The organism is Xaviernesmea oryzae, assembly GCF_900109605.1.
GTDB lineage: Bacteria > Pseudomonadota > Alphaproteobacteria > Rhizobiales > Rhizobiaceae > Xaviernesmea > Xaviernesmea oryzae.
Genome location: NZ_FOAM01000007.1, coordinates 167,568 through 190,345, shown reverse-complemented (window position 1 = coordinate 190,345; position 22,778 = coordinate 167,568). Strand labels below are relative to the sequence as shown.

18 protein-coding genes are annotated in these 22,778 nt (G+C 63.6%); 13 read left to right on the top strand and 5 right to left on the bottom strand.

Features of this window, described 5'->3' with window-relative positions:
• Window positions 1-69: 69 nt before the first annotated feature.
• Window positions 70-1,149 carry an SDR family oxidoreductase gene (locus BMX61_RS11115; protein ID WP_075629760.1) on the top strand — a complete coding sequence of 360 codons (1,080 nt, stop codon included), beginning with the start codon at window positions 70-72 and terminating at the stop codon, window positions 1,147-1,149.
• A gap of 90 nt (window positions 1,150-1,239) precedes the next feature.
• Here BMX61_RS11115 and BMX61_RS11110 read toward each other — a convergent pair whose 3' ends face one another.
• The 5 genes from BMX61_RS11110 to BMX61_RS11090 are packed head-to-tail and all read right to left on the bottom strand — an operon-like array spanning window position 1,240 to window position 6,903.
• A complete protein-coding gene (locus tag BMX61_RS11110) occupies window positions 1,240-2,313 on the bottom strand; it encodes an ABC transporter ATP-binding protein (RefSeq protein WP_075629761.1) in 1,074 nt (357 codons plus the stop codon).
• 8 nt (window positions 2,314-2,321) lie between these two features.
• Entirely contained in the window at window positions 2,322-3,836 is a 1,515-nt protein-coding gene (locus BMX61_RS11105) for an apiosidase-like domain-containing protein (protein ID WP_075629762.1), read from the bottom strand.
• On the bottom strand, window positions 3,833-4,699 hold the full coding sequence (locus BMX61_RS11100; RefSeq protein WP_075629763.1) for a carbohydrate ABC transporter permease: 867 nt from the start codon (window positions 4,697-4,699) through the stop codon (window positions 3,833-3,835). The genes BMX61_RS11105 and BMX61_RS11100 overlap by 4 nt, the downstream gene beginning before the upstream one ends.
• Window positions 4,696-5,595 carry a carbohydrate ABC transporter permease gene (locus tag BMX61_RS11095; protein ID WP_075629764.1) on the bottom strand — a complete coding sequence of 300 codons (900 nt, stop codon included), beginning with the start codon at window positions 5,593-5,595 and terminating at the stop codon, window positions 4,696-4,698. Before BMX61_RS11095 ends, BMX61_RS11100 begins: the two co-directional genes overlap by 4 nt.
• A 60-nt stretch (window positions 5,596-5,655) precedes the next feature.
• Window positions 5,656-6,903 carry an ABC transporter substrate-binding protein gene (locus BMX61_RS11090; RefSeq protein ID WP_075629919.1) on the bottom strand — a complete coding sequence of 416 codons (1,248 nt, stop codon included), beginning with the start codon at window positions 6,901-6,903 and terminating at the stop codon, window positions 5,656-5,658.
• A gap of 232 nt (window positions 6,904-7,135) precedes the next feature.
• Here BMX61_RS11090 and BMX61_RS11085 point away from each other — a divergent pair, with 232 nt between their 5' ends.
• The 12 genes from BMX61_RS11085 (at window position 7,136) to BMX61_RS11030 (ending at window position 22,719) form a co-directional block, all read left to right on the top strand.
• Window positions 7,136-8,335 carry an ROK family transcriptional regulator gene (locus BMX61_RS11085; RefSeq protein ID WP_075629765.1) on the top strand — a complete coding sequence of 400 codons (1,200 nt, stop codon included), beginning with the start codon at window positions 7,136-7,138 and terminating at the stop codon, window positions 8,333-8,335.
• Window positions 8,336-8,743: 408 nt separating this feature from the next.
• On the top strand, window positions 8,744-9,799 hold the full coding sequence (locus tag BMX61_RS11080; RefSeq protein WP_075629766.1) for a LacI family DNA-binding transcriptional regulator: 1,056 nt from the start codon (window positions 8,744-8,746) through the stop codon (window positions 9,797-9,799).
• 26 nt (window positions 9,800-9,825) lie between these two features.
• On the top strand, window positions 9,826-11,451 hold the full coding sequence (locus BMX61_RS11075) for an acyl CoA:acetate/3-ketoacid CoA transferase (RefSeq protein ID WP_075629767.1): 1,626 nt from the start codon (window positions 9,826-9,828) through the stop codon (window positions 11,449-11,451).
• On the top strand, window positions 11,444-12,226 hold the full coding sequence (locus BMX61_RS11070; protein WP_075629768.1) for an enoyl-CoA hydratase/isomerase family protein: 783 nt from the start codon (window positions 11,444-11,446) through the stop codon (window positions 12,224-12,226). The genes BMX61_RS11075 and BMX61_RS11070 overlap by 8 nt, the downstream gene beginning before the upstream one ends.
• Entirely contained in the window at window positions 12,223-13,743 is a 1,521-nt protein-coding gene (locus BMX61_RS11065; RefSeq protein WP_075629769.1) for an aldehyde dehydrogenase family protein, read from the top strand. Before BMX61_RS11070 ends, BMX61_RS11065 begins: the two co-directional genes overlap by 4 nt.
• A gap of 186 nt (window positions 13,744-13,929) precedes the next feature.
• Window positions 13,930-15,204 (top strand): ABC transporter substrate-binding protein, encoded by a 1,275-nt coding sequence (locus tag BMX61_RS11060; RefSeq protein WP_075629770.1) that lies wholly within the window; start codon window positions 13,930-13,932, stop codon window positions 15,202-15,204.
• A gap of 80 nt (window positions 15,205-15,284) precedes the next feature.
• A complete protein-coding gene (locus BMX61_RS11055) occupies window positions 15,285-16,232 on the top strand; it encodes a carbohydrate ABC transporter permease (RefSeq protein WP_075629771.1) in 948 nt (315 codons plus the stop codon).
• A complete protein-coding gene (locus tag BMX61_RS11050; protein WP_075629772.1) occupies window positions 16,229-17,158 on the top strand; it encodes a carbohydrate ABC transporter permease in 930 nt (309 codons plus the stop codon). Before BMX61_RS11055 ends, BMX61_RS11050 begins: the two co-directional genes overlap by 4 nt.
• 4 nt (window positions 17,159-17,162) lie before the next feature.
• The gene (locus tag BMX61_RS11045) at window positions 17,163-18,278 is read left to right on the top strand and encodes an ABC transporter ATP-binding protein (protein WP_075629773.1); all 1,116 of its coding nucleotides are present in this window, start codon (window positions 17,163-17,165) and stop codon (window positions 18,276-18,278) included.
• A 12-nt stretch (window positions 18,279-18,290) separates the two neighbouring features.
• The gene (locus tag BMX61_RS11040; RefSeq protein WP_075629774.1) at window positions 18,291-19,796 is read left to right on the top strand and encodes an FAD-dependent oxidoreductase; all 1,506 of its coding nucleotides are present in this window, start codon (window positions 18,291-18,293) and stop codon (window positions 19,794-19,796) included.
• A 51-nt stretch (window positions 19,797-19,847) separates the two neighbouring features.
• Window positions 19,848-21,503, top strand: a complete 1,656-nt coding sequence (locus BMX61_RS11035; RefSeq protein WP_075629775.1) for a GMC family oxidoreductase — start codon at window positions 19,848-19,850, stop codon at window positions 21,501-21,503.
• 46 nt (window positions 21,504-21,549) lie between these two features.
• The gene (locus BMX61_RS11030; protein ID WP_075629776.1) at window positions 21,550-22,719 is read left to right on the top strand and encodes a Gfo/Idh/MocA family protein; all 1,170 of its coding nucleotides are present in this window, start codon (window positions 21,550-21,552) and stop codon (window positions 22,717-22,719) included.
• Window positions 22,720-22,778: the final 59 nt, after the last annotated feature.

Below are 22,778 nucleotides of genomic sequence, written 5' to 3'. Positions count from 1 at the left end.
GTCTGGAAGCGCCGTGCCCTTTGCTGGCATGCGCACCGAGACAACCGTGAAGACACAGGCGGATTGAGCATGACGAAGACAGCATTGGTGGTCGGCGCGAGCGGAATCGTCGGCAGCGCGACAACAGCGCTCCTGAGCGAACAGGGCTGGCGGGTGCATGGTCTTGCGCGCCGGCCGGTCACCCAATCCGGCTTGCAGCCGGTCGTCGCCGATCTGCAGGATGCCGCGGCAACTGCGGATGCACTGCGCCATATCGACCCGGATGCGGTGTTCATCACCACCTGGCTGCGCCAGGACAGCGAGGCGGAGAATATCCGTGTCAACTCGGCCATGGTGCGCAACCTGCTCGATGGCCTGCCGAAGCCGAACCGGACACGCCATGTCGCGCTCGTCACCGGCCTCAAACATTATCTCGGCCCGTTCGAAGCCTATGGAAAGGGCGCACTGCCGCAGACCCCGTTTCGCGAGGAGCAGGGCCGGCTCGATGTCGAGAATTTCTACTATGCGCAGGAGGATGCGCTGTTTGCCGCTGCCGAACGCGATGGCTTCAGCTGGAGCGTCCATCGCCCTCACACGGTGATCGGGCTTGCCGTCGGCAATGCGATGAACATGGGCACGACCCTTGCCGTCTATGCAACCCTCTGCCGGGAAACGGGTCGTCCCTTCACTTTCCCCGGGTCACAGGCACAATGGTCCGGTCTGACCGATATGACCGATGCCCGCCAGCTGGCCCGTCATCTGCTCTGGGCCGTGGAAACGGACGCAGCGCATGACGAGGCCTTCAACATCGTCAATGGCGATGTCTTTCGCTGGCAATGGATGTGGGGCCGCATTGCCGCGTGGTTTGGCCTGGACGCCGTGCCGTTCGACGGCACCGTCCGTCCGCTTGCCACGCAGATGGCGGGCGACGCCGAATTGTGGCGCGAGATCGCCCGGCGCGAGCAGCTGGTCGAGCCCGATCTCGATCGCCTCGCCTCGCCTTGGCATACCGATGCGGACCTTGGCCGGCCAATCGAGGTGGTCACGGATATGAGCAAGAGCCGACGGCTCGGCTTCACCGCCTATCAGCCGACCGATGACGCCTTCTTCGCGCTCTTCGAACGGCTGCGCGCCGACCGTCTCATTCCCGCTTTGTCCGGTCAGCGTTGATCAGCACGAGCGTGTGCTCCAGGCGCGCGCAGTACCGCCTTCTCGTGTTGCCGCTACCGGCCTCCTGCCAAGCAGCCGGCGCGTCGGTCATCAGGCGGCCATGCCACCCGATGCCTCCAGCCTGCGTCCCGTAGCATCGTCGAAGAGGTGGTGCTTGTTCGGGCTGAAAGACAGGCCGATCTGGTCGCCGGGCGCCAGCGCCACGCGAGCCTTGGAGATGAGCGTGATCTCATGGCCGGCCAGCCGGGCCGTGATGTGGGTTTCCGAGCCGGTGGGCTCGACCACGACCACCTCGGCCTTTACAGGGCTCTCCGGGTCGATGGTGATCTCGTCGGGGCGGATGCCATAAGCAATCTTCGTACCGGGGGGTACACTCACGACAATCGGCAGGGTCGCCACCCCTGCCACCAGCACCGCGCCCGCCTGGGTCACCGCCGGCAGAATATTCATCGCCGGGCTGCCCATGAAGGTGGCGACGAAGAGATTGGCAGGATTGTCGTAAAGTTCCAGCGGCGTGCCGATCTGCTCGACCCGGCCGGCATTCATCACCACGATCTTGTCGGCCATGGTCATGGCCTCAATCTGGTCGTGCGTGACATAGATGATGGTGGACTTAAGCCGCTGGTGCAGTGCCTTGATTTCCGCGCGCATCTTGACGCGCAGCTTGGCGTCGAGATTGGAGAGCGGCTCATCGAAGAGAAAGACCTTGGGATGGCGCACGATGGCCCGCCCCATGGCCACGCGCTGGCGCTGGCCGCCGGAGAGTTGTCCGGGCTTTCGATCGAGCAGGGCGGTGAGCGACAGGATTTCGGCAGCCTTGTCCACCTCCGCCTTGATCTCAGCCTTGCTGCGCCCGGCCAGCTCCAGGGCGAAGCCCATGTTCTGCGCCACGGTCATCTGCGGATAGAGCGCGTAATTCTGGAACACCATGGCGATGTCCCGGTCCTTGGGCTCGAGCTCGTTGACGCGGCGCCCGTCAATGGCGATCTGGCCGCCGGTCACGGTCTCCAGCCCGGCGACCATGCGCAGCAGCGTGGATTTTCCGCAGCCGGACGGGCCGACGAGGATGACGAATTCGCCATCGCCGATGGCAACGTCGACGCCATGCATGACCGCGACGGCGCCATAGGATTTTTTCACACCAGAAATATCGACCGATGCCATGGCGAACCTCAATCCAGCTTGCGGATACGAAGGGCGAGATGCGGGCGGCCCGGCAGCTTGATGCCGAAGGCCGCGTCCGCACGGCCACCACGCGTGATGCTGCCGTGGCGCTGTGGATGCGGGACGAACGCCGCGATCCGCTCTGCCGGGGCGACGGTCATGGCCCATGTGTCGATCAGATCGATCTCATAGACGCCGTCTTCGGTGGGCAGCCCCGTCGTCCACTGGTCGGGCTGGTGCTCGCCAAAATAGATGAAGGAGACCTTGCCGCCCAGATCGCGCGCGCCGGATATGCGGCTCCAGGGCCATTCGTCGTTCATGCCCATGGGCTCCAGGCCCTGCAATGTGTCCTGCTGCATCAGTTGAAGCAGGAAGGCGATGCGCTTCCAGCTTTCGCCATGCAGCTGGCCACCCTTGGCCCACCAGATCAGGTCGTCGGGATCGGCATAGGTTTCGCCATGGCCGGCATAGCCCCCGCGCATGACGGTCGTCCAGAAGCGATGCACCAGCTCCTGCGCGGTAATGTTGCCCCAGTTGTAGATGATGTTGCCTTCATATTCCGGCTCGTCATTGACGACGGGCTTGCCATAAGCGACGCGCCATTCGGGCGTGCGCTTCACGTCCCAGTTCTGGATGCAGACATGGGTGATCCACGGCTTGCGGTGATCGAAATTCATGTTCTGATCGCCATTGTGGATCGAGCGCAAATGCTGCGCCGGGTCGTTCTCCTCCAGGATATGGCAGAAACGGTCCCAAGTCTCGACCGGGATCGTGTCGAGCAGGAAGTCATATTCATTGGCGAGCGCCCACCAGACATTGCGATGGGCCGATAGCCGGGCCGCGACATATTCGACATAGCGCAGGTTCTGAGCCTCGCTCATCGTGGCATAGCCCCAGCGGTCGTAGGGATGGAAGAGGATCACATCCGCCTCGATGCCGAGATCGGCCAGGCGGCTGATCTGCTGCTCCAGATGGCGGAAGGCTTCGGGGTTGGGCCGGTCGAAATCGAGCCCGCCCTGGCCATCGGGCAGGAAGATCGGCTGCAGCGGCTCGTTGGTGTTGAAGGGGTAATCCTTCGGAAAGACCGCCATGCGGATCTTGTTGAAGCCGGTTTTCGCCAGGCTCTCTAGCGTCTGCTCCTGCATGGCGAGCGGCTGGTGGGTCCAGGCATAGCAGGTGGTGCCGAAGGGGAAATAGGGCGTGCCATCGGCATAGGCGAAGTGGAAGCGATTGCGCACATGCACCGGGCCGTGAACGCCCGGGCGCGCCGCCGTCACCGTGAGCTCGCCCGTCTTGCCGTCAAGGGCCTCGATGTTGGAGGTGGTCGTGTAGCTCCATTCGCCCGCAGTGTCCGGCATGAAGCGCAGGACGAAGCTGTCGCCGCCATCGTGAAACCCCGTGACGCGGACGCTGCGATTGCCCTGGCGGAACTGCGCATGCAGGCGGACATCGAGATAGGGATTGCCGGGGACCTCGGCCGTCAGGCGGAGTTCGAAAATGTCGTAGAGATGCGTCATGGTCATTCCTTGACCGCCCCGGAGGTCAAACCGGCGACGAAATAACGTTGGAACATGAGATAGACGAGGGCGGCCGGCAGCACGGTCATAATGATCGCGGCGTTGAGCTCGCCATAATCGCTGGAAAACTGGCTCTGGAAGCTCATCAGCCCGAGCGGCAGCGTCCACATCTTCGGGTCCTGCAGAATCACCAGCGCCATGGCGAATTCGTTCCAGGTCGCGACGAAATCGAGGATCAGCAGCGCTGAAAGCACGGGAAGCGAGATGGGCAGGAAGATCCGCCGGAAGATGGTGAAGTGCGAGGCGCCATCGATGCGCGCGGCTTCCGACAGCTCCTTCGGCACGGCCGAAAAGAAGCCGTAGAGAATGAAGACCTGATAGGGAATGCCGAAGGCGAGATAGGGCAGGATGATGCCGGGATAGGTGTTGATCAGGCCGAAGGCGTTGACCTGGCGGAAGATCGGCGCCAGCATCACCTGAAACGGCAGCATGGTGCCGAACAGGAACAGCGCGAACAGCGCCTTGTTCATGCGCATCGGCACCTTGGCCAGCGCATAGGCCGCCATGGCGGAGATGAACAGGCCGAGCGGCACCTTGATCACCGTGATCACCACGCCGTTGAACGCGGTGGTGGAGAAATTGCCCCGGCGCCAGGCGGCGGCAAAGTTCTCGAAGGCCAGCTCCGTCGGCGGCATGAAGGCGCTGGCCCCCATCACCGTCGCGTTCGACTTCAGCGCGGTGAAGACGATGAAGACGAAGGGCGTGATCCAGATCAGCGCCAAGAGGATCAGCGAGATCCACAGCGCGACGAGGACGGGATCGACCTTGGCCGAGCCGACCCGCCGGAAGGCTTGGGAAAACAGCGTCATCGGGCCATCTCCTCGCGACGGAACATCCAGCGGATGTAAGGCAGCACGATCACCAGCGTGATCAAGAGAAGCACCACCGAGACGGCCGCGCCGCGCCCGAACACGCCGAGCTGCATGGACTGGGTATAGGCCCACATGGCCAGCATCTGCGTCGATTGCGCCGGCCCGCCGCCGGTCATGCCGTAGACGATGTCGAAGGCTTTCAGCGAGTTGATCAGCGAGAGAACGAAGACCACCATCATGGTTGGCTTCAGCGCTGGCAGCGTGACATAGCGGAAGACGCCCCAGCGTCCCGCACCGTCGATCCGCGCGGCCTCCACGAGCGTGGCCGACACGCCCTGCAGCCCAGCCAGGAACAGCACCATGGAAAAGCCGACCGACTGCCAGACATGGGCGACGAAGACGGACCAGAGCGCAACCTTGCGATCGCCCAGCCAGTCGAGAATCCAGCCGTCGAGCCCCATCTGCATCAAGAGGTTGTTGAAGAGCCCGAAAAACGGGTCGTACATCCACTTCCAGATCGTCGCGACGGCAATCGAGGCGATGATCACGGGCAGGTAGAAGACCACCCGGAGGCTGGACTTGCCGGGAATGTTCTGGTTCAGCGCCAGCGCCAGGCCGAAGCTGATGAGATTGGGCAGAATGACCGCCAGCGCCGTCCACCAGATCGTGTTGCGCAGCGCGCCCCAGAAGACCGGATCCTGCGTGACGATGGCGCGGTAATTGGCCAAGCCGACGAAACGCGCCTCCGGGCTCAGGCCGTTCCACGAGGAAAAGGACATCCGGATGACGTCGATCATCGGGTAGACGGCAAAGAGCAGATAGACGATCAAGGCGGGCGCGAGCAGGACATAGCCCTGCCGCTCGGGCCGCGCAGACTGGCTTGCTTGGGGCATGGAGAGATCCGAACCCGGCAGACGAGGGCGCCGCTTTTATGCGGCGCCCCTCCGCTCGGTTTATCCGCGGTTGGAGATGAAGGTCTGCAATGTCTTGCCCGCCTCGGCGCCCTTGAGGTTACCGGACGCGACTTCGTTGATCACGCGCCAATATTCGGTCGTGACATCAAGCGGAAAGGCCTGGTCGCCATTCACATAGATCTTCGTATACTTGCCGAAGATATCCAGCCACTTCTGATCAAGCGCCGAGATATTGGCATATTTGACATTGGAATTGACGGAGATCGAGCCGAAGGCGCCGAGATTTTCCTGCTGCACCTTGTCGGAAAGCAGATAGTCCAGGAATTTCGCCGCATCGTCCGGATTGGCGCTCTTGGACGAGACATAGAGATATTCGGCAAAGCCGTAGAGCCGGTCCGTGCCGGTTGGCACAGGGAAGAGATCGAAATTGTCGATCTTTTTGGCGTCCGAAAGCTGACCGACGAGCCAGTCACCTTCCACCATCATGGCGGCGCGGTTGGCGAGGAAGAGGTTGAAGCTCTGCGAATTATCGATGCCCATGAAGGGCTTGAGAATGTAGTTCTGCGACCAGTCGGCCAGCTCCTCGAAGCTTGCGGTGGCGCAGGCTTCCGTGCCCCAGTCAAGCTTCATGTCCATCAGCTGGTCATGCTTCTCGGCGCCGCATTTGGCTTCCAGGATCACGTCCATCAGCCGCATGAGGTGCCAGTTGACCGTGCCGCCGAAGGTCATCGGGGTGATGCCGGCTTCTTTCAGCTTTGCGGCGACGGCCTTCAGTTCGTCATAGCTCTTCGGCAGCTCGGTGATGCCGGCCTTCTGGAAGAGCGCCTTGTTGTAATAGATCGCTTCACCATGGAAGGTGTAGGGCACGCCGTGACGGCCACCCGGATAGAGCTTGGAGAAGCTGCCGGCCGTGCCGACGATGCGCTTGTCCCAGTCGTACTGGGTGTAGTAGGCGTCGAGCGGCTTGGAGAGGCCCGCCTTGACGAACTCTCCACCCAGGCCGAGACCCGCCCACATGAAATAGATATCCGGACCCTGGCTGGACTGGGCGGCAACGCGCAGCGCCGCCTTGTGCTCGTCCACCGAACGGCCTTCACGCGTAACCGTGATACCCGGATTGGCCGCCTCGAATTCCTTGATCGTCTTGTCCCAGGCAATATTGGCGGAGTTGTTGTCGAAGGTGAGCGTCCAGATCTTCACCTCGCCGGCCTGAGCCGTGCCCGCCGCCATGCCTGCCGAAACCGCCAGTGCCGAAAGCGCGGTTTTCCATCTCTTGGTCATTGTCATCGAAGCCTCCCTGATGCGGTCCTCTTCCGCTGGCCGCAATGAACCAAAGACGCTGACGAAGGTCAACCATTTTTTCATAATAGAAATTATTACAGTGAAATTTACGCCATATGACAGGCTATAATTTCCATATGAACTTAATGCTGCAGTGCCCTTTGTGCAAAGCAGCGTAAAATGAAAAAAATTGACAGGGGACCACAACCACGCGAGAACGCATCCGGCGAGGTGGGCGATGAAGAACATCAACAATCTGTTTTTTGACCGGGAATCCCCCGCCGGGCGCATTGTCAGGGGACTGGCGGCCTTTGGCGCGGCCACGGCCGGCCAGCTGGCAAAATCGACCGGACTCGGGCGCTCCACCATTTCGGCGGTGTTGAGCGATCTGCGCGATGCGGGCGCGGTGCTCGATGTCGAAGCCAAGACGAATGGGCAGGGCCGGCCCTCGCAATTGCTCTCGCTCAATCCAGCATCGGGCCGCTGCGCCGGCGTGCTTCTCGGACTTGGCGAAATCCGCATCGTCATCTGCGACATGACCCATGCGGTGCTCTCCGATGTCTGGATCCCGATCCGGCGCGATTACACGCCGGAAGAGGCCGCAGACCAAGTGCGCGAGAGCCTGCAGACGCAATGCGCGCCACTGGGCCTGGCGATCGGCGATCTTCTCGGCGTCGGGGTCGCCATTTCCGCACCGCTGAGTTATGGCGGCCGCGTCTTGAACGGCGACATCCTTCCCGGCTGGGCCGGCGTCGATCTCGCGGAGATCTTTTCCAAACGGCTGGATTGTCCGCTGCATGCCGAAAACGAAAGCCATTGCGGCGCCCTGGCGGAAATGACCTGGGGCGCGGCCGTCGGTGAAAGCGACTTCGTGCTCTACAAGTTCGATCTCGGCGTGGGCGGCGCCATCGTGCGCGACGGCACGGTGCTTCGCGGGGTCAGCGGGAGTGCGGCAGAATTCGGCCATGTGGTGCTGGAGCCCGAGGGGCGTTATTGCCGCTGCGGCAATCGCGGCTGTCTGCAGACTTATGTCGGCGGCTATTATCTTCTGCGCCATGCCGAAGAGCTGAGCGGCGGGCCCGTGACGATCGAGCAATTCATCGACCGGGCGCGTGAAGGGCGCATCGGCTATCGACGGTTGGTGGAGGATGCGGCAACCAAGGCCGGATGGGGCATGGGCATGACCGCGACCATGATCAATCCGCCGCTCTTCATCATCGCCGGTAAGCTCGCGACGATCGGACCGTCCTTTCTGGAGCCGTTGGAGCGAAGCTTCCGCCGGACGATGCTGCCGCAGCCGGATCTTCCGGGCCTGCAAACGCCCCGCCTCGCCGTGGCACGTTTTCTCGGCAATGACGATACCGTTATGGGCGCCGTGGCTCTGGTCCTGCGCCAGCATGGCCGCATCGCCGAGGGAAAGACTCCCGCCTCGCTTTGAGGACACGCCCATAGGAACGCCATTCCCTTTTCGCCGCCAAGGCAGCGAATGGCGCGCCCATTCCTTCGGAAAAACTCTGCCTTATTCAGCCAGGACGCTGCCGCGCGGGTTCGGCGCAAGCAAAAGTCCATTCTTACCGACAACTCTGTATCGATATGCGAGAACTCGCCTGAAAATGGCGCGGCATGCATCTCCCTACACGCGCCGCTTTTACCAAATTTGGAACGGTCCAAATATTAGGAATTGTTGAACGCGATATTTCGGTGGGACGTCGTATTTTTTTATCATCAATATCAGCATGTTAAATCTCATTTGCGAGACAAGAGGCTTATCAACATAATTTCCCGCTTGCCATTTTGGAACGTTCCAATAGAGATGTCGGCGGGAGCAACGCTGGGGAGGAAGGCTATGGGAAAGGCACGGGTTACCGTCGTCGATATCGCCAAGGCTGCCGGCGTGTCCAAGTCCACGGTTTCGCTGGTGCTGCAGGGCTCGTCACTCGTCAATGACGTGACGCGCACCAAGGTCAGTGCCGTCATGCGCGACCTCGGCTATGTCTATAATCGCGGGGCGGCCAATCTGCGCCAGGCCGGTGCGAACTCGAAGATCATCGGCGTCGTCGTCAACGATCTGACCAATGGCTTCTTCGCCGAGCTTGCCGTGGGCGTCGACATGGTCGTGCAGTCCGCCGGCTTCGTCCAGTTTTTGTCCAATACCAGCGAGAGCCTCGACCGGCAGCGCGAGGTCATCGCTTCCATGCGCGAGCATGGCATTTCCGGTCTCATTCTCTCGCCGGCGCGCGGCACCAAGGCGGCGGATCTCAAGCCGCTCGTCTCGGCCGGCATTCCGGTGGTCGTGGCCGTGCGCAATGTGCCGGGCGCGAAAGTATCGGCCATCGTCTCGGACAATCACGACGGTGTCTTCGCGGCCGTGCGCCATCTGGTCTCGCTCGGCCACCGCCGCATCGCCTTTCTCGGCGGGTTTGGCGACACGGCCGTCTTCAAGGAGCGTCTCGACGGCTATCGCGACGCCATCGCCGGCTGCCAGCTGCCGGCGGACGAGACCTTGATCGTCGATGCCGCACCTTCGCGCGCGGGCGGGCTGGAGGCCATCGGGCAGGCCTTGATGATCGCCGACAAGCCGACGGCCGCGATCTGCTTCAACGATGCCGTGGCCTTTGGCGCCTGCGACGGGCTGCGGGCCAGGGGCATCGAGCCGGGCAAGGATTTCGCTCTTGTGGGCTTTGACGACGTGATCGAAGCGAAGACGGCGGTGCCGGCGCTTACCACCGTCTCCGTCGACCCGCAGGGCATGGGCCGCCGGGGCGCGCAGCTGCTGCTCAAGCAGATCAGCGCCGGCAAGCCCGAGCCGGAAACCATCGTCTCCTCCGTCCGCCTGGTGGTGCGCGAAAGCTGCGGCGCCTCCCGGGAGGGCGCCCCGCCTGCCGCGCCGCAGGCGGTCTGACCTTTGAATCGGAACTATGAACGACCATGAGCAAGCACATCACGCCAGCGCAAGCCGCAGCCCTCATCCCCGACGGGGCCATTGTGTCCGTCTCCTCGTCCAGCGGCCTCGGCTGCCCGGACCTGATGCTGAAGGCAATCGGCGCGCGCTTCGAAGAGACCGGTCATCCCCGGGAGATCACCACGCTGCATCCGATCGCCGCTGGCGACATGAGCGGCATCAAGGGCGTCGACCATATCGCGCGCAAGGGCCTGTTGAAGAAGATCCTCGGCGGCTCCTATCCCTCCGGTCCGTCGAGCGCCGAGCCGCCGCTGATCTGGCAGATGATCACGGGCAACGAAATTTCCGCCTATAACATCCCCTCCGGCATCATGTTCGACATGCATCGCGAGGCGGCGGCCAAGCGGCCCGGCGTACTGACCAAGGTTGGTCTCGACACCTTCGTCGATCCCGCCCGCCAGGGCTGCGCGATGAACGCGCTCGGCGCCGGAGAACCGGTGGTCAAGCGGGTGAATTTCGAGGGCGAGGACTATCTGTTCTTCCCCGCCATCGTGCCGCAGGTCGCCATCATCCGCGCCACCACCGCAGACGAGCGCGGCAACCTGACCTATGAGCATGAAGGCGCCTATCTCGGCGGCCTCGATCAGGCGCTGGCCGCGCGCAACAATGGCGGCATCGTCATCGCCCAGGTCAAGCGCATCACCAAGCAGGGCTCGCTGCGGCCGCACGATGTGCGCGTGCCCGGCATGCTGGTGGACTATATCGTCACCGATCCCGATCAGAAGCAGACCACGCAGACGCTCTACGATCCGGCGATTTCGGGCGAGATCTTTCACCCGCTCGACAGTTTCGACGTGCCCGATTTCAACATCCAGAAGGTCATCGCCCGGCGTGTCGCGCAGGAACTCGAGGCCGGCAGCTGCGTCAATCTGGGCTTTGGCATCTCGGCCAATGTGCCGCGTATCCTGCTGGAGGAAGGCCTGCACGGGTCGATCACCTGGGTCATCGAACAGGGCGCCGTCGGCGGCGTGCCGCTGCTCGATTTCGCCTTCGGCTGCGCCTCCAATGCCGATGCCTATATGCCCTCGCCCTATCAGTTCACCTATTTCCAGGGCGCGGGCTTCGATGCCTCGCTGCTGTCTTTCCTGGAAATCGGCCGAGATGGGTCGGTCAACGTCTCCAAGCTCTCCTTCCGCCCGCATGTGACAGCCGGCGCCGGCGGCTTTGTCGATATCACCGCACGCGCCCGCAAGATCGTCTTCTCCGGCATGTTCAATGCCGGCGCCAGGCTCGACATCGTCGATGGCCGGCTGGTGATCGAAAAGGAAGGCAAGCTGAAGAAGCTGGTCAATGCGGTCGAACACATCACCTTCTCCGGCCGGCGCGCCATCGAGCAGGGACAGGACATCACCTATGTAACCGAGCGCTGCGTGATGAAGCTGACGCCCGAGGGCATCCTGCTGACGGAGATCGCGCCAGGGATCGACCTCCAGCGTGACATCCTCGACCAGTCGGAATTCCCGCTCCGTGTGGCGGATGCCCTCATGGTCATGGATGCCAGGCTGTTTTCTAAAGATAATCTCGGCCTGACGCTGCCGCAAAAACCGGCCCGTGTTCTGGCCAAGGGTCTAGAGGGCGCCGTCCATGCCTAGCGGAAGCGTCAGGATCGACATTGAAGGACCGATCGCCCTTCTCACGCTCGTGCGGCCGGAGAAGCTGAACGCCCTCGACCTCGACATGCTCAAGGCATTGCAGGACGCGGCCGATGCCGTCGAAGCCGATGGCCGGGTGCGGGTTGCGATTCTCACCGGCGAAGGAAAGGGCTTTTCGGCAGGCGGCGACATCAAGGCCTGGGGCGGCATGCGGCCGGAGGAGTTTGGACATGCTTGGGTACGCCATGGCCATCGCGTGTTCGAGCGGCTGGCGACCCTGCGCATGCCGCTGATCGCCGCGCTGAACGGCCATGCGCTCGGCGGCGGGCTGGAACTGGCCGGCGTGGCCGATATCCGCATCGCCGAGGAACACATCAAGATCGGCCTGCCGGAGACCGGCCTTGGCATGGTTCCCGGCTGGTCCGGCACGCAGCGGCTGGTCAAGCGCTTCGGCGCGCAGGCCGTGCGGCGCATGGCGCTGGGCGGCGAGGTCTTTTCGGCCGAGCAGGCCCATGGGCTGGGTCTCGTCGATGCCGTCGTGCCGACTGGTCAGGCCGTTCAGGCCGCCAAGGATCAGGCGGCGCGGATCGCCGCGCGGGGACCCGCCGCCAACGAGATCGTCAAGCTGATGATCGCAAGCGCCAGCGGCGAGGACAATGGCACGGCCGTCGAAGCCCTGGGCTCGATCCTGGCCGCCAAGACCGGCGACCTCAAGGAAGGCGTCGCCGCCTTTACTGAGAAGCGCGCCGCCGAATTCAAGGGAGAATGGTCATGACAGTTCTGGTCGCGCCGAAGGCTTTGGCGAACCACACCGCACGCGATTTCAAGATGCTGATCGACGGGCGCTGGGAAGCTGGCGAGGGCCAGCCCATCGAGCGCGTGGCGCCGAGCCACGGCGTCGTCGTCAGCCGCTATCCGGCCGGCACCTCCGCCGATGCCGAACGGGCGATTGCCGCCGCACGCCGGGCTTTCGATCACGGCCCATGGCCGCGCATGACGGCATCCGAGCGCTCGGGCGTCATCTTGAAGGCAGCACAGCTGATTTCCGCGCGCGCCGAGGAACTCGCCTATCTCGACGCGATCGAGGCCGGCAAGCCGATCACGCAGGTGCGCGGCGAAATCGCCGGTGCGGTCGATATCTGGCGCTATGCCGCGGCGCTGGCCCGCGATCTGCATGGCGAAAGCTACAACACGCTGGGCGACAGCACGCTGGGCGTCGTGCTGCGCGAGGCCATCGGCGTGGTCTCGATCATCACGCCGTGGAACTTCCCCTTCCTGATCGTCAGCCAGAAGCTGCCCTTCGCGCTCGCCGCCGGCTGCACCACGGTCGTCAAACCCTCGGAACTCACCTCCGGCTCGACGCTGCTTCTGGGCGAGATCCTGGAGGAGGCGGGCCTTCCCAAGGGCGCGGTCAACATCGTCACCGGCACGGGGCCTGCGGTGGGCGCCGTCATGACCGCCCATCCCGAGGTCGACATGGTCTCCTTCACCGGCTCGACCGGCGTCGGTAAGTTGACAATGACCAATGCTGCCCAGACTTTGAAGAAGGTGTCGCTGGAACTCGGCGGCAAGAACCCGCAAATCGTTTTTCCCGATGCGGATCTCGACGCCTTCATCGATGCCGCCGTCTTCGGCGCTTATTTCAATGCCGGCGAGTGCTGCAATGCCGGCTCCCGGCTGATCCTGCACAAGAGCATTGCCGAGGATGTGGTCCGCCGCGTGGCCGCGCTCGCGCGTGACGTCAAGGTCGGCGATCCGCTCGACCCATCGACCCAGGTCGGCGCGATCATCACGCCGCAGCATCTCGACAAGATCACTGCCTATCTCGATGGCGCGGCCGGCGCCGGCGCGCGGATCGCCCATGGCGGCGAGCCGCTCGATTTCGGCATGGGCCAGTTCATGGCGCCGACGATCCTGGACGGCGTGACGCCGGGCATGGCGGTTGCCCGCGAGGAGGTGTTCGGCCCCGTTCTCTCGGTATTGACCTTCGAGACCACGGCCGAGGCGATCGAGATCGCTAACTCCATCGATTATGGCCTGTCGGCAGGTGTCTGGAGCCGCGATTTCGACACTTGCCTGACCATCGGCCGGCGCGTGCGCGCCGGCACCGTCTGGATGAACACCTTCATGGACGGCGCCTCGGAATTGCCCTTCGGCGGCACCAAGCAGTCCGGCCTCGGCCGCGAACTCGGCCGTCATGCCGTCGAGGACTACACCGAAACCAAGACGCTCAACATGCATATCGGCGCCCGCACGAGCTGGTGGATGCCGAAGGCGGACAAACTGGCCTGAGGCGCGGACCCGGCCGGACGAGGAGCGGCCGGATCATGCCGAAAGACCAGACCTGGAGGTAAGGACCCGAAGCGCCTGTCTTGGAACGGCGGCGCCGAAGGGGTGAGGAGACACCGTCTGAGGAGGACGGCTGGTCGGTGACGGGACGGGCCCACACCGATGGAAACATGCACTGGGAGGAACAGCATGCGTAAATTGATGACATCGACCGCGATCGCCGCATTGGCCTTGAGCGGACTGGCCCTGACCGGTCTGACGACGACGGCCGGCGCCGCCGACAAGGAAGTGCAGATGCTGCACTGGTGGACCTCGGGTGGCGAGGCTGCGGCGCTGAACGTGCTGAAGCAGGACCTGGCCAAGGAAGGCTATGCCTGGAAGGACGTGCCGGTGGCCGGCGGCGGCGGCGATGCGGCTATGACGGCGCTCAAGGCCATGGTTGCGGCCGGCAATTACCCGACCGCCTCGCAGATGCTGGGCTATACCGTGCTCGATTACGCCCAGGCCGGCGTCATGGGCGACCTGACGGAAGCGGCGAAGAAGGAAGGCTGGGACAAGGCCGTTCCGGCGGCACTGCAGAAATTCTCGGTCTACGAGGGCAAGTGGGTGGCCGCGCCCGTCAACGTCCACTCGGTCAACTGGCTGTGGATCAACAAGGCGGTGATGGACAAGATCGGCGGCACCCAGCCCAAGACCTTCGAGGAGCTGATCGCGCTGCTCGACAAGGCCAAGGCGGCTGGCGTCACGCCTTTGGCGCTGGGCGGCCAGAGCTGGCAGGAAGCCACCATGTTCGACTCGATCGTTGAATCCACCGGCGGCCCGGAATTCTACAAGAAGGCCTTCAACGACCTCGACGAAGCCTCGCTGAAGTCCGACACGATGAAGAAGGCCTTCGACAACCTGGCGACGATCGTCAAATATGTCGATCCCAACTATTCCGGCCGGGACTGGAACCTCGCCACCGCCATGGTCATCAAGGGCGATGCGCTGGTTCAGGTGATGGGCGACTGGGCCAAGGGTGAATTCGTCGCCGCCAAGAAGAAGCCGGATACCGACTTCCTCTGCTACCGCTTCCCCGGCACCGAAGGCAGCGTGATCTACAACTCCGACATGTTCGGCATGTTCAACGTGCCGAAGGACCGCAAGGCTGCGCAGGTGGCGCTCGCGACCGCCACGCTGTCGAAGAGCTTCCAGTCGGCCTTCAACGTGGTCAAGGGCTCCGTTCCCGCCCGCACCGACGTTCCCGACACGGCTTTCGATGCCTGCGGCAAGAAGGGCATCGCCGATCTCAAGGCCGCCAATGAGAAGGGCACGCTGTTCGGCTCGCTGGCGCAGGGCTATGGCGCACCGCCTGCCATCGCCAACGCCTATAAGGACGTGGTCTCCAAATTCGTCCACGGCCAGATCAAGACCTCCGAGGAGGCCGTGACCCAGCTCGTCCAGGCCATCGACGACGCCCGATAGACGCGCCGCCGGCAAATCCCTTTCCGCTTCGGCTTGCCGGAGCGGAAAGGGCAGACGACACCCTTGGAAAGGGACAGACCATGAGCAGCGTCGCGACCACCGAACCGATCCTTACTCCCGCCAAGTCCACGCCGATCCGTGCGCGGCTGCAGAACGTCCTGCCGCAGATCGTGCTCGCCCCGAGCTTCGCGATCACCGTGGTCTTCGTCTATGGCTTCATCGCCTGGACGGCCTATCTTTCCTTCACCAATTCCAAGACCTTCCCGTCCTATGCGCTGACGGGTGCGCGGGCCTATCAGCGGCTCTGGCGCTGGACCTTCGAGAGCGATCCGCCCTCTTCCTGGTACACGTCGATCACCAATATGGCGATCTTCGGCTTCCTCTATGTCGGCATCTGCCTGGCGCTCGGCCTGTTCCTGGCGATCCTGATGGACCAGAAGATCCGCGGCGAAGGCGTGCTCCGGCCGATCTTCCTCTATCCGATGGCGCTGTCCTTCATCGTCACGGGCGTGGCGTGGAAATGGTTTCTCGATCCGGGCCTCGGGCTGGAGCAGACGCTGCATCACTTCGGCTGGACGAGCTTCCACTTCGACTGGATCAAGAACAAGGACTATGTGATCTACACCGTGGTGATCGCCGGCGTCTGGCAGGCCTCCGGCTTCGTCATGGCCATGTTCCTGGCGGGCCTTCGCGGCATCGACAGCGAGATCATGAAGGCCGCGCAGATCGATGGCGCGACGACCGGCCAGCTCTATCGCCGCATCATCATCCCGCTCTTGCGCCCGGTCTTTCTCTCCGCCTTCATCGTGCTCGCCCATATGGCGATCAAGTCCTACGATCTCGTGGTGGCGCTGACCTCGGGCGGGCCCGGCGGCTCGGCCTGGCTGCCGTCCAACTTCATGTATGAATACACCTTCAAGCGCAACGAAATGGCCGTCGGCTCGGCCAGCGCGATCATCATGCTGATGACGATCTCCGCCATCATCGTTCCCTATCTCTATTCCGAGCTGAAGGAGAAGGCACGATGAGCGCCGCCGCCCTCTCGCATGGCCAGAACAACCGCTGGATCGGCCGGATCGCCATCTATGGCCTGCTGATCCTCTTCGCCATCCTCTACCTGATGCCGCTCTTCGTCATGCTGGTCACCTCGTTCAAGACCATGGACGAGATCCAGAACGGCAACATGCTCTCCTTGCCCCAGGCGCCGACCATCGATCCCTGGCTCAAGGCCTGGGGCGAGACCTGCGTCGGGCTCACCTGCGCCGGCATCAAGGGCTATTTCTGGAACTCGTTGAAGATGGTGGTTCCGGCCGTGGCCATCTCCACCATCCTCGGCGCGCTGAACGGCTATGTGCTGACCAAATGGCGCTTTCCCGGCCACACGCTGGTCTTCGGACTGATGCTGTTTGCCTGCTTCATTCCCTTCCAGTCCGTGCTTTTGCCGATGGCGACCATCCTCGGCAGCCTCGGCCGCTTGGGGGTCACACTGCAGGATCAAGTCGGCCTGTCCTTCGGCCTCGGCAATCCCACGGTCAATCTGGTGATCGTTCATGTGATCTACGGGCTCGGCTTCACCACGCTGTTCTTCCGCAATTATTACGAAGCCTTTCCCAATGAGCTGGTGCGCGCCGCCCAGGTCGATGGCGCCAGCTTCTTCCAGATCTTCCGGCGGATCATGCTGCCCAATTCGCTGCCGATCATCGTCGTCACCGTGATCTATCAGTTCACCAATATCTGGAACGACTTCCTGTTCGCCTCGGCCTATGCCGGATCGGGCGAGTCCATGCCGATGACGGTGGCGCTGAACAACGTCGTCAACACCTCGACCGGGGTGGTGGAATACAACGTCAACATGGCCGCCGCGATGATCGCCGCCATGCCAACCCTCCTCGTCTACATCGTCGCCGGCCGCTATTTCGTTCGCGGTCTGATGGCGGGCGCCGTCAAAGGATAAAGCCATGGCCTTTCTGCATATTTCTGGCCTGAGAAAGCGCTATGGCGCGCTCGAGATCCTCAAGGGCATCGACATCGAACTGGACAAGGGCGGCTTTCTCGTGCTGGTCGGCCCCTCCGGCTGCGGCAAGTCCACGCTGCTCAACACCATCGCCGGCCTGGAAACGATCACCGAGGGCGACATCAAGGTGGACGAGCGCAGCATCGCCGAGCTGCATCCCTCCAAGCGCGATATCGCCATGGTGTTCCAGAGCTATGCGCTCTATCCGAACATGACGGTGGCGGGAAACATCGCCTTCGGCATGGAGATGCGCGGCGTGCCAGCGGACGAGCGCAAGCTGGCGATCGACAAGGTCGCCAAGGTGCTGCAGATCGGCCATCTACTCGACCGCAAGCCCAGCCAGCTCTCCGGCGGCCAGCGCCAGCGCGTCGCCATGGGCAGGGCCCTGGTGCGCGATCCCAAGCTCTTCCTGTTCGACGAACCGCTCTCCAACCTCGATGCAAAGCTGCGCGTCGACATGCGCACCGAGATCAAGCGTCTGCACCAGACCACCGGCAAGACCATCGTCTATGTCACCCACGACCAGATCGAGGCCATGACGCTGGCGACCAAGATCGCGGTGATGAAGGAGGGCATCGTCCAGCAATTCGGCACGCCGGCGGAAATCTACAACAACCCCGCCAACATGTTCGTGGCCGATTTCATGGGCTCGCCGGCGATGAACCTGCTCTCCGGCCGGATCACGCGCGAGCCGAACGGCCTGGCCGTAGCGCTGGAGCGCGCCGGCGGTGAGGCGATCCGCCTGCCCGTTGCCGCCGCCATGTCGTCGCTCGCACCCTATGAAAATCGCGAGGTCGTTTTCGGCATTCGGCCGGAAGCGCTGACAGATCCGGAAGGCGCCGACCGGCACGCCCAGTTCCTCTGCGAGAATGATTGCCTGATCGACGTGGTCGAGCCTGCCGGCTCCGACACCTTCGCGGTGACGAAGCTCGGCGGCCGCGAGGTGGTCGCGCGTCTCAGGGCGGATGCCCGCATCCGCGCCGGTGAAATGGCCCGCCTCGCCTTCAACCTGGACAAGGCGGTGTTCTTCGATCCGCAGACGCAAGCGCGTATCGCGTAAGACGAGACCGCCATGACGACCACAGCTGACATCGTCATCATCGGCTCCGGCATCGGCGGCGCCACCATTGCGGCCGGCCTGGCCGCGACGGGAGCCGAGATCCTGATCCTGGAGGCCGGCGATCACATCGCCGATCTGCCCGTCAACCGAGACCAGCGCGCGATCTTCCAGAACGGCCATTTCAGGCCCAAGGAGACCTGGTACGAGGCCGATGGCGCCGGCTTCAACCCCGGCAACTATTATTATGTCGGCGGCAATTCGAAATTCTATGGCGCGGTGCTGACGCGTTACCGCGAGGAGGATTTCGGCGTCATCCAGCACGCGGAAGGCGTGTCCCCCGCCTGGCCCTTTCCTTATGAGGAGCTGGAGCCCTGGTACAGCCGGGCGGAGCAGCTTTACAATGTGCGCGGGGCGCTGGGCGAGGACCCGACCGAGCCGCATCATTCCCAGGCCTATCCCTATCCGCCGGTACCGGACGAACCGCCGATTGCCGATGTCAAAGCGCGGCTGAAGCGCGCGGGCCTGCATCCGGCCTCCCTGCCGCTCGGCGTCGATATCGAGCGCTGGCTGGCCAAGGCCAGGACGCCCTGGGATGCGCATCCCAATTCCAAGGATGGCAAGATGGATGCCGAGACGGCGGCCCTGGCGCTGGCCATGCGCCATCCCAATGTCCGCCTGCAGACCGGCTCGCGCGTCATCCGGCTGGAGACCGGCGACGACGGCAGGATCAACAGGATCGTCTATCTCAAGGATGGCGCAACCGAGATCCTGTCGCCAAACCTGGTCATTCTTTCGGCCGGCGCCGTGCAGTCGGCCGTGCTGCTGCTGCGCTCGGCCAACAGCCGCTATCCCAAGGGGCTTGCCAATTCCTCCGACCAGGTCGGGCGGAACTTCATGAACCACAATTCGAGCGCCGTGATCGGCCTTTCGCCACGCTTCAACAACACGTCGATCTATCAGAAGACCTTTGCCTTCAACGATTTCTATCTGAGTGACGGTCACGGAGGCCCGCCGCTCGGCAATGTGCAGCTTCTCGGGCGCATCTCGGGCACCATCCTCAAGGGCACGCTGCCACATGTGCCGCAATGGGCGCTCGATCTCTTCGCCCGGCACGCGATCGACTTCTATGCCATGAGCGAGGATATCCCGCATCCCGACAGCCGGGTCATGGTCGATGGCGAGCGGGTGATCCTGCAATGGCGGCGCACGAACTGGGATGCGCATCTGGCGCTGGTCGCCAAGCTCAAGGCCATCCTGAAGTCCATCGGCTTCCCGGTCGTGCTGGCGAAGCCCTTCGACAAGCGCACGCCGTCGCATCAATGCGGAACCGTGCGGATCGGTCTCGATCCGGCAGCCGCACCGCTCGACATCTACTGCCGTGCCTTCGACCATCGAAATCTCTTCGTGGTCGACGCAAGCTTCCTGCCCACCTCGGCAGCCGTGAACCCGGCGCTGACCGTGGCGAGCCAGGCGCTGCGCGTGGCCGACTACATCGCCGCCACGGAGCTTCGATCATGAGCGCGGCGGCCCTTTCCTTCAGCCTTTCCTGCCTTCGATAGGACAGCGGATATGCATTTCGATTACATCATCACGGGGGCCGGGCCGGCGGGCTGCGTGCTCGCCAACCGGCTGAGCGAAGATCCGACCGTGAAGGTCCTGCTTCTGGAGGCAGGCGGCGGTGACCGTCATCCGCTGTTCCATATGCCGGCCGGCTTCGCCAAGATGACCAAGGGCGTCGCCAGCTGGGGTTGGCAGACCGTGCCGCAAAAGCACATGAAGGGCCGGGTGCTGCGCTATACCCAAGCCAAGGTGGTCGGCGGCGGCTCCTCGATCAACGCCCAGCTCTATGCCCGCGGCAACGCCGCCGATTACGACCTATGGGCCGATGAGGAGGGCTGCACCGGCTGGGACTACCGCTCCATTCTGCCCTATTTCAAGCGGGCAGAGGATAACCAGCGCTTCGCCGACGACTATCACGCCTATGGCGGCCCGCTCGGCGTCTCGATGCCGGTCTCGGCCCTGCCGATCTGCGATGCCTATATCCGCGCCGGCCAGGAACTCGGCATCCCCTACAATCCCGATTTCAACGGACGCCAGCAGGCCGGTGTCGGCTTCTACCAGCTCACCCAGCGCAACCGCCGCCGCTCCTCGGCCTCGCTCGCCTATCTCGCGCCGATCAAGGACCGCAAGAACCTGACCGTGCGGCTGAATGCGCAGGTGACGCGTATTGTCCTGGAAGGAAAGCGCGCCGTCGGCGTCGAGATCGCCGGAAAGGGCGGCAGCGAGATCATCCGGGCCGAGCGGGAGGTTCTGGTCTCCTCCGGGGCCATCGGTTCGCCCAAGCTGCTTCTGCAATCGGGCATCGGCCCGGCCGACCATCTGCGGTCCGCCGGCGTCAAGGTTCTGCATGATCTGCCCGGCGTCGGCGGCAATCTGCAGGATCACCTCGATCTCTTCGTGATTGCCGAATGCACCGGCGACCACACCTATGACAGCGTCGCCAAGCTGCACCGCACGCTCTGGGCGGGGCTGGAATATCTGCTGTTCCGCTCGGGCCCGGTCGCCTCCTCGCTCTTCGAGACCGGCGGCTTCTGGTATGCCGATCCCGATGCCCGCTCGCCCGATATCCAGTTCCATCTCGGCCTCGGCTCCGGCATCGAAGCGGGCGTCGAGAAGCTGAAAAATGCCGGCGTGACGCTGAATTCGGCCTATCTGCATCCCCGTTCGCGCGGCACGGTGCGCCTTGCCTCCGCCGATCCGGCCGCCGCCCCCTTGATCGACCCCAACTACTGGGCCGACCCGCATGACCGGAAAATGTCGCTCGAAGGCCTGAAGATCGCCCGCGAGATCATGCAGCAGGCGGCGCTGAAGCCCTTCGTCCTGGCCGAGCGCCTGCCGGGGCCTGATATCCGGACCGATGAGCAGCTGTTCGACTATGGCTGCGCCAATGCCAAGACCGACCATCACCCCGTCGGCACCTGCAAGATGGGCACGGGGCCGGAGGCAGTGGTCGGGCTCGACCTCAAGGTCCACGGGCTGGAAGGTCTGCGTGTCTGCGACTCGTCGGTTATGCCGCGCGTGACCTCCAGCAACACTAATGCGCCGACGATCATGGTGGGCGAAAAGGGCGCGGACATCATTCGCGACCTGCCGCCCCTGCCAAGTGCGATTTTCGCGCATGAGCGCAACGACAGCCGCCCGCGCGCCCGCGCCCATATCCGTTGATGCCGAGACAGGCGTGACGGAAAGCCGGCACACTCAGGAGACGATGATGACCGATGTCAAAGTGGCCGTGCTCGGCGGTTCGGGCTGGATGGGCAGGATCCACACCATGGCCTTCCAGACCTTCCCGCATTTCTTCGGCACCTCGCACGGCACGGCGCGGGTGGTGGCGATCGTCGATCGCGATCCCGCAAGGGCGGATGATCTGGCGCGCCGCGCGCCCGGCGCCAAAATCCTGCAGGATTGGCGCCAAGTGGTGAACGATCCCGAGATCGACCTCATCGACATCTGCCTGCCCGACAACCTGCATTTCGAGGTGGCTGAGGCAGGCCTGAAGGCGGGCAAGCACGTCTTCTGCGAGAAGCCGCTGGCCAATACGGCGGCGGAAGCGCGTGTACTGGCCGATCTCGCGCGTGAACAGGGGGTCATCACCCGCGTCGGCCATGCCTTTCCGCGCAATCCGGTTCACGACCTCGCCAAGGAGATCATCGAGGCGGGAGAGATCGGCGAGATCAAGATGTTCAAGGGCTGCCAGCATATCGATGTGTTCGGCGATCCGCTGGCGCCCTTCATGTGGCGCGCCGATGGCGATCTGGCGCCGACCGGTATTGTCGGCGATACCGGCTCGCATGTCTTCAGCTTCATGGAATTCCTGGTCGGGCGGGTCAGCGCCCTGATTGCCGATAACCTCATCCTCACGCCGAAGCGCCCGGTCGTCGATGGTCTCGCCATCGGCGGACAGACGGAGCTGACGGGCGAGGAGCGCTGGGCGGAGGTGACCAATCCCGACGCCACCAATCTCCTCTGCCGCTTCGAGAACGGCGCCGCCGGTCTCGTTGATTTCAGCCGCACCGCCACGGGCCGCAAATTCCGTCAGACCTATGAGATCTACGGCACCAAGGGCAGCCTCGCCTATGATTATGACGAGGTAAACCGCCTGCGCTTCTACAGCCATGAGGACAGGCCAGGCCGCGCCGGCTTCCGCGCCATCGATGTCGGGCCGGAGCACCCGTCCTACCGCGCTTTCCTGCCGCTGCCGAATTTCGGCCTCGGCTATAATGAGAGCAAGATCATCGAGGCGGCCGAGGTCATCCGCTCGATCACCACCAAGACACCGATGTGGCCGACCTTCGAGAACGGCCATCATATCTGCCAGATCGTCGATGCCTGCATGGAGTCCTCGCGCCTGAAGCGCTGGGTGGAGATTCCCAGCACCTGAGGGTGGTGGCGAGACGGATAGAAGGGGCAAAGCGCAGGCCCCTCATCCGCCTGCCGGTA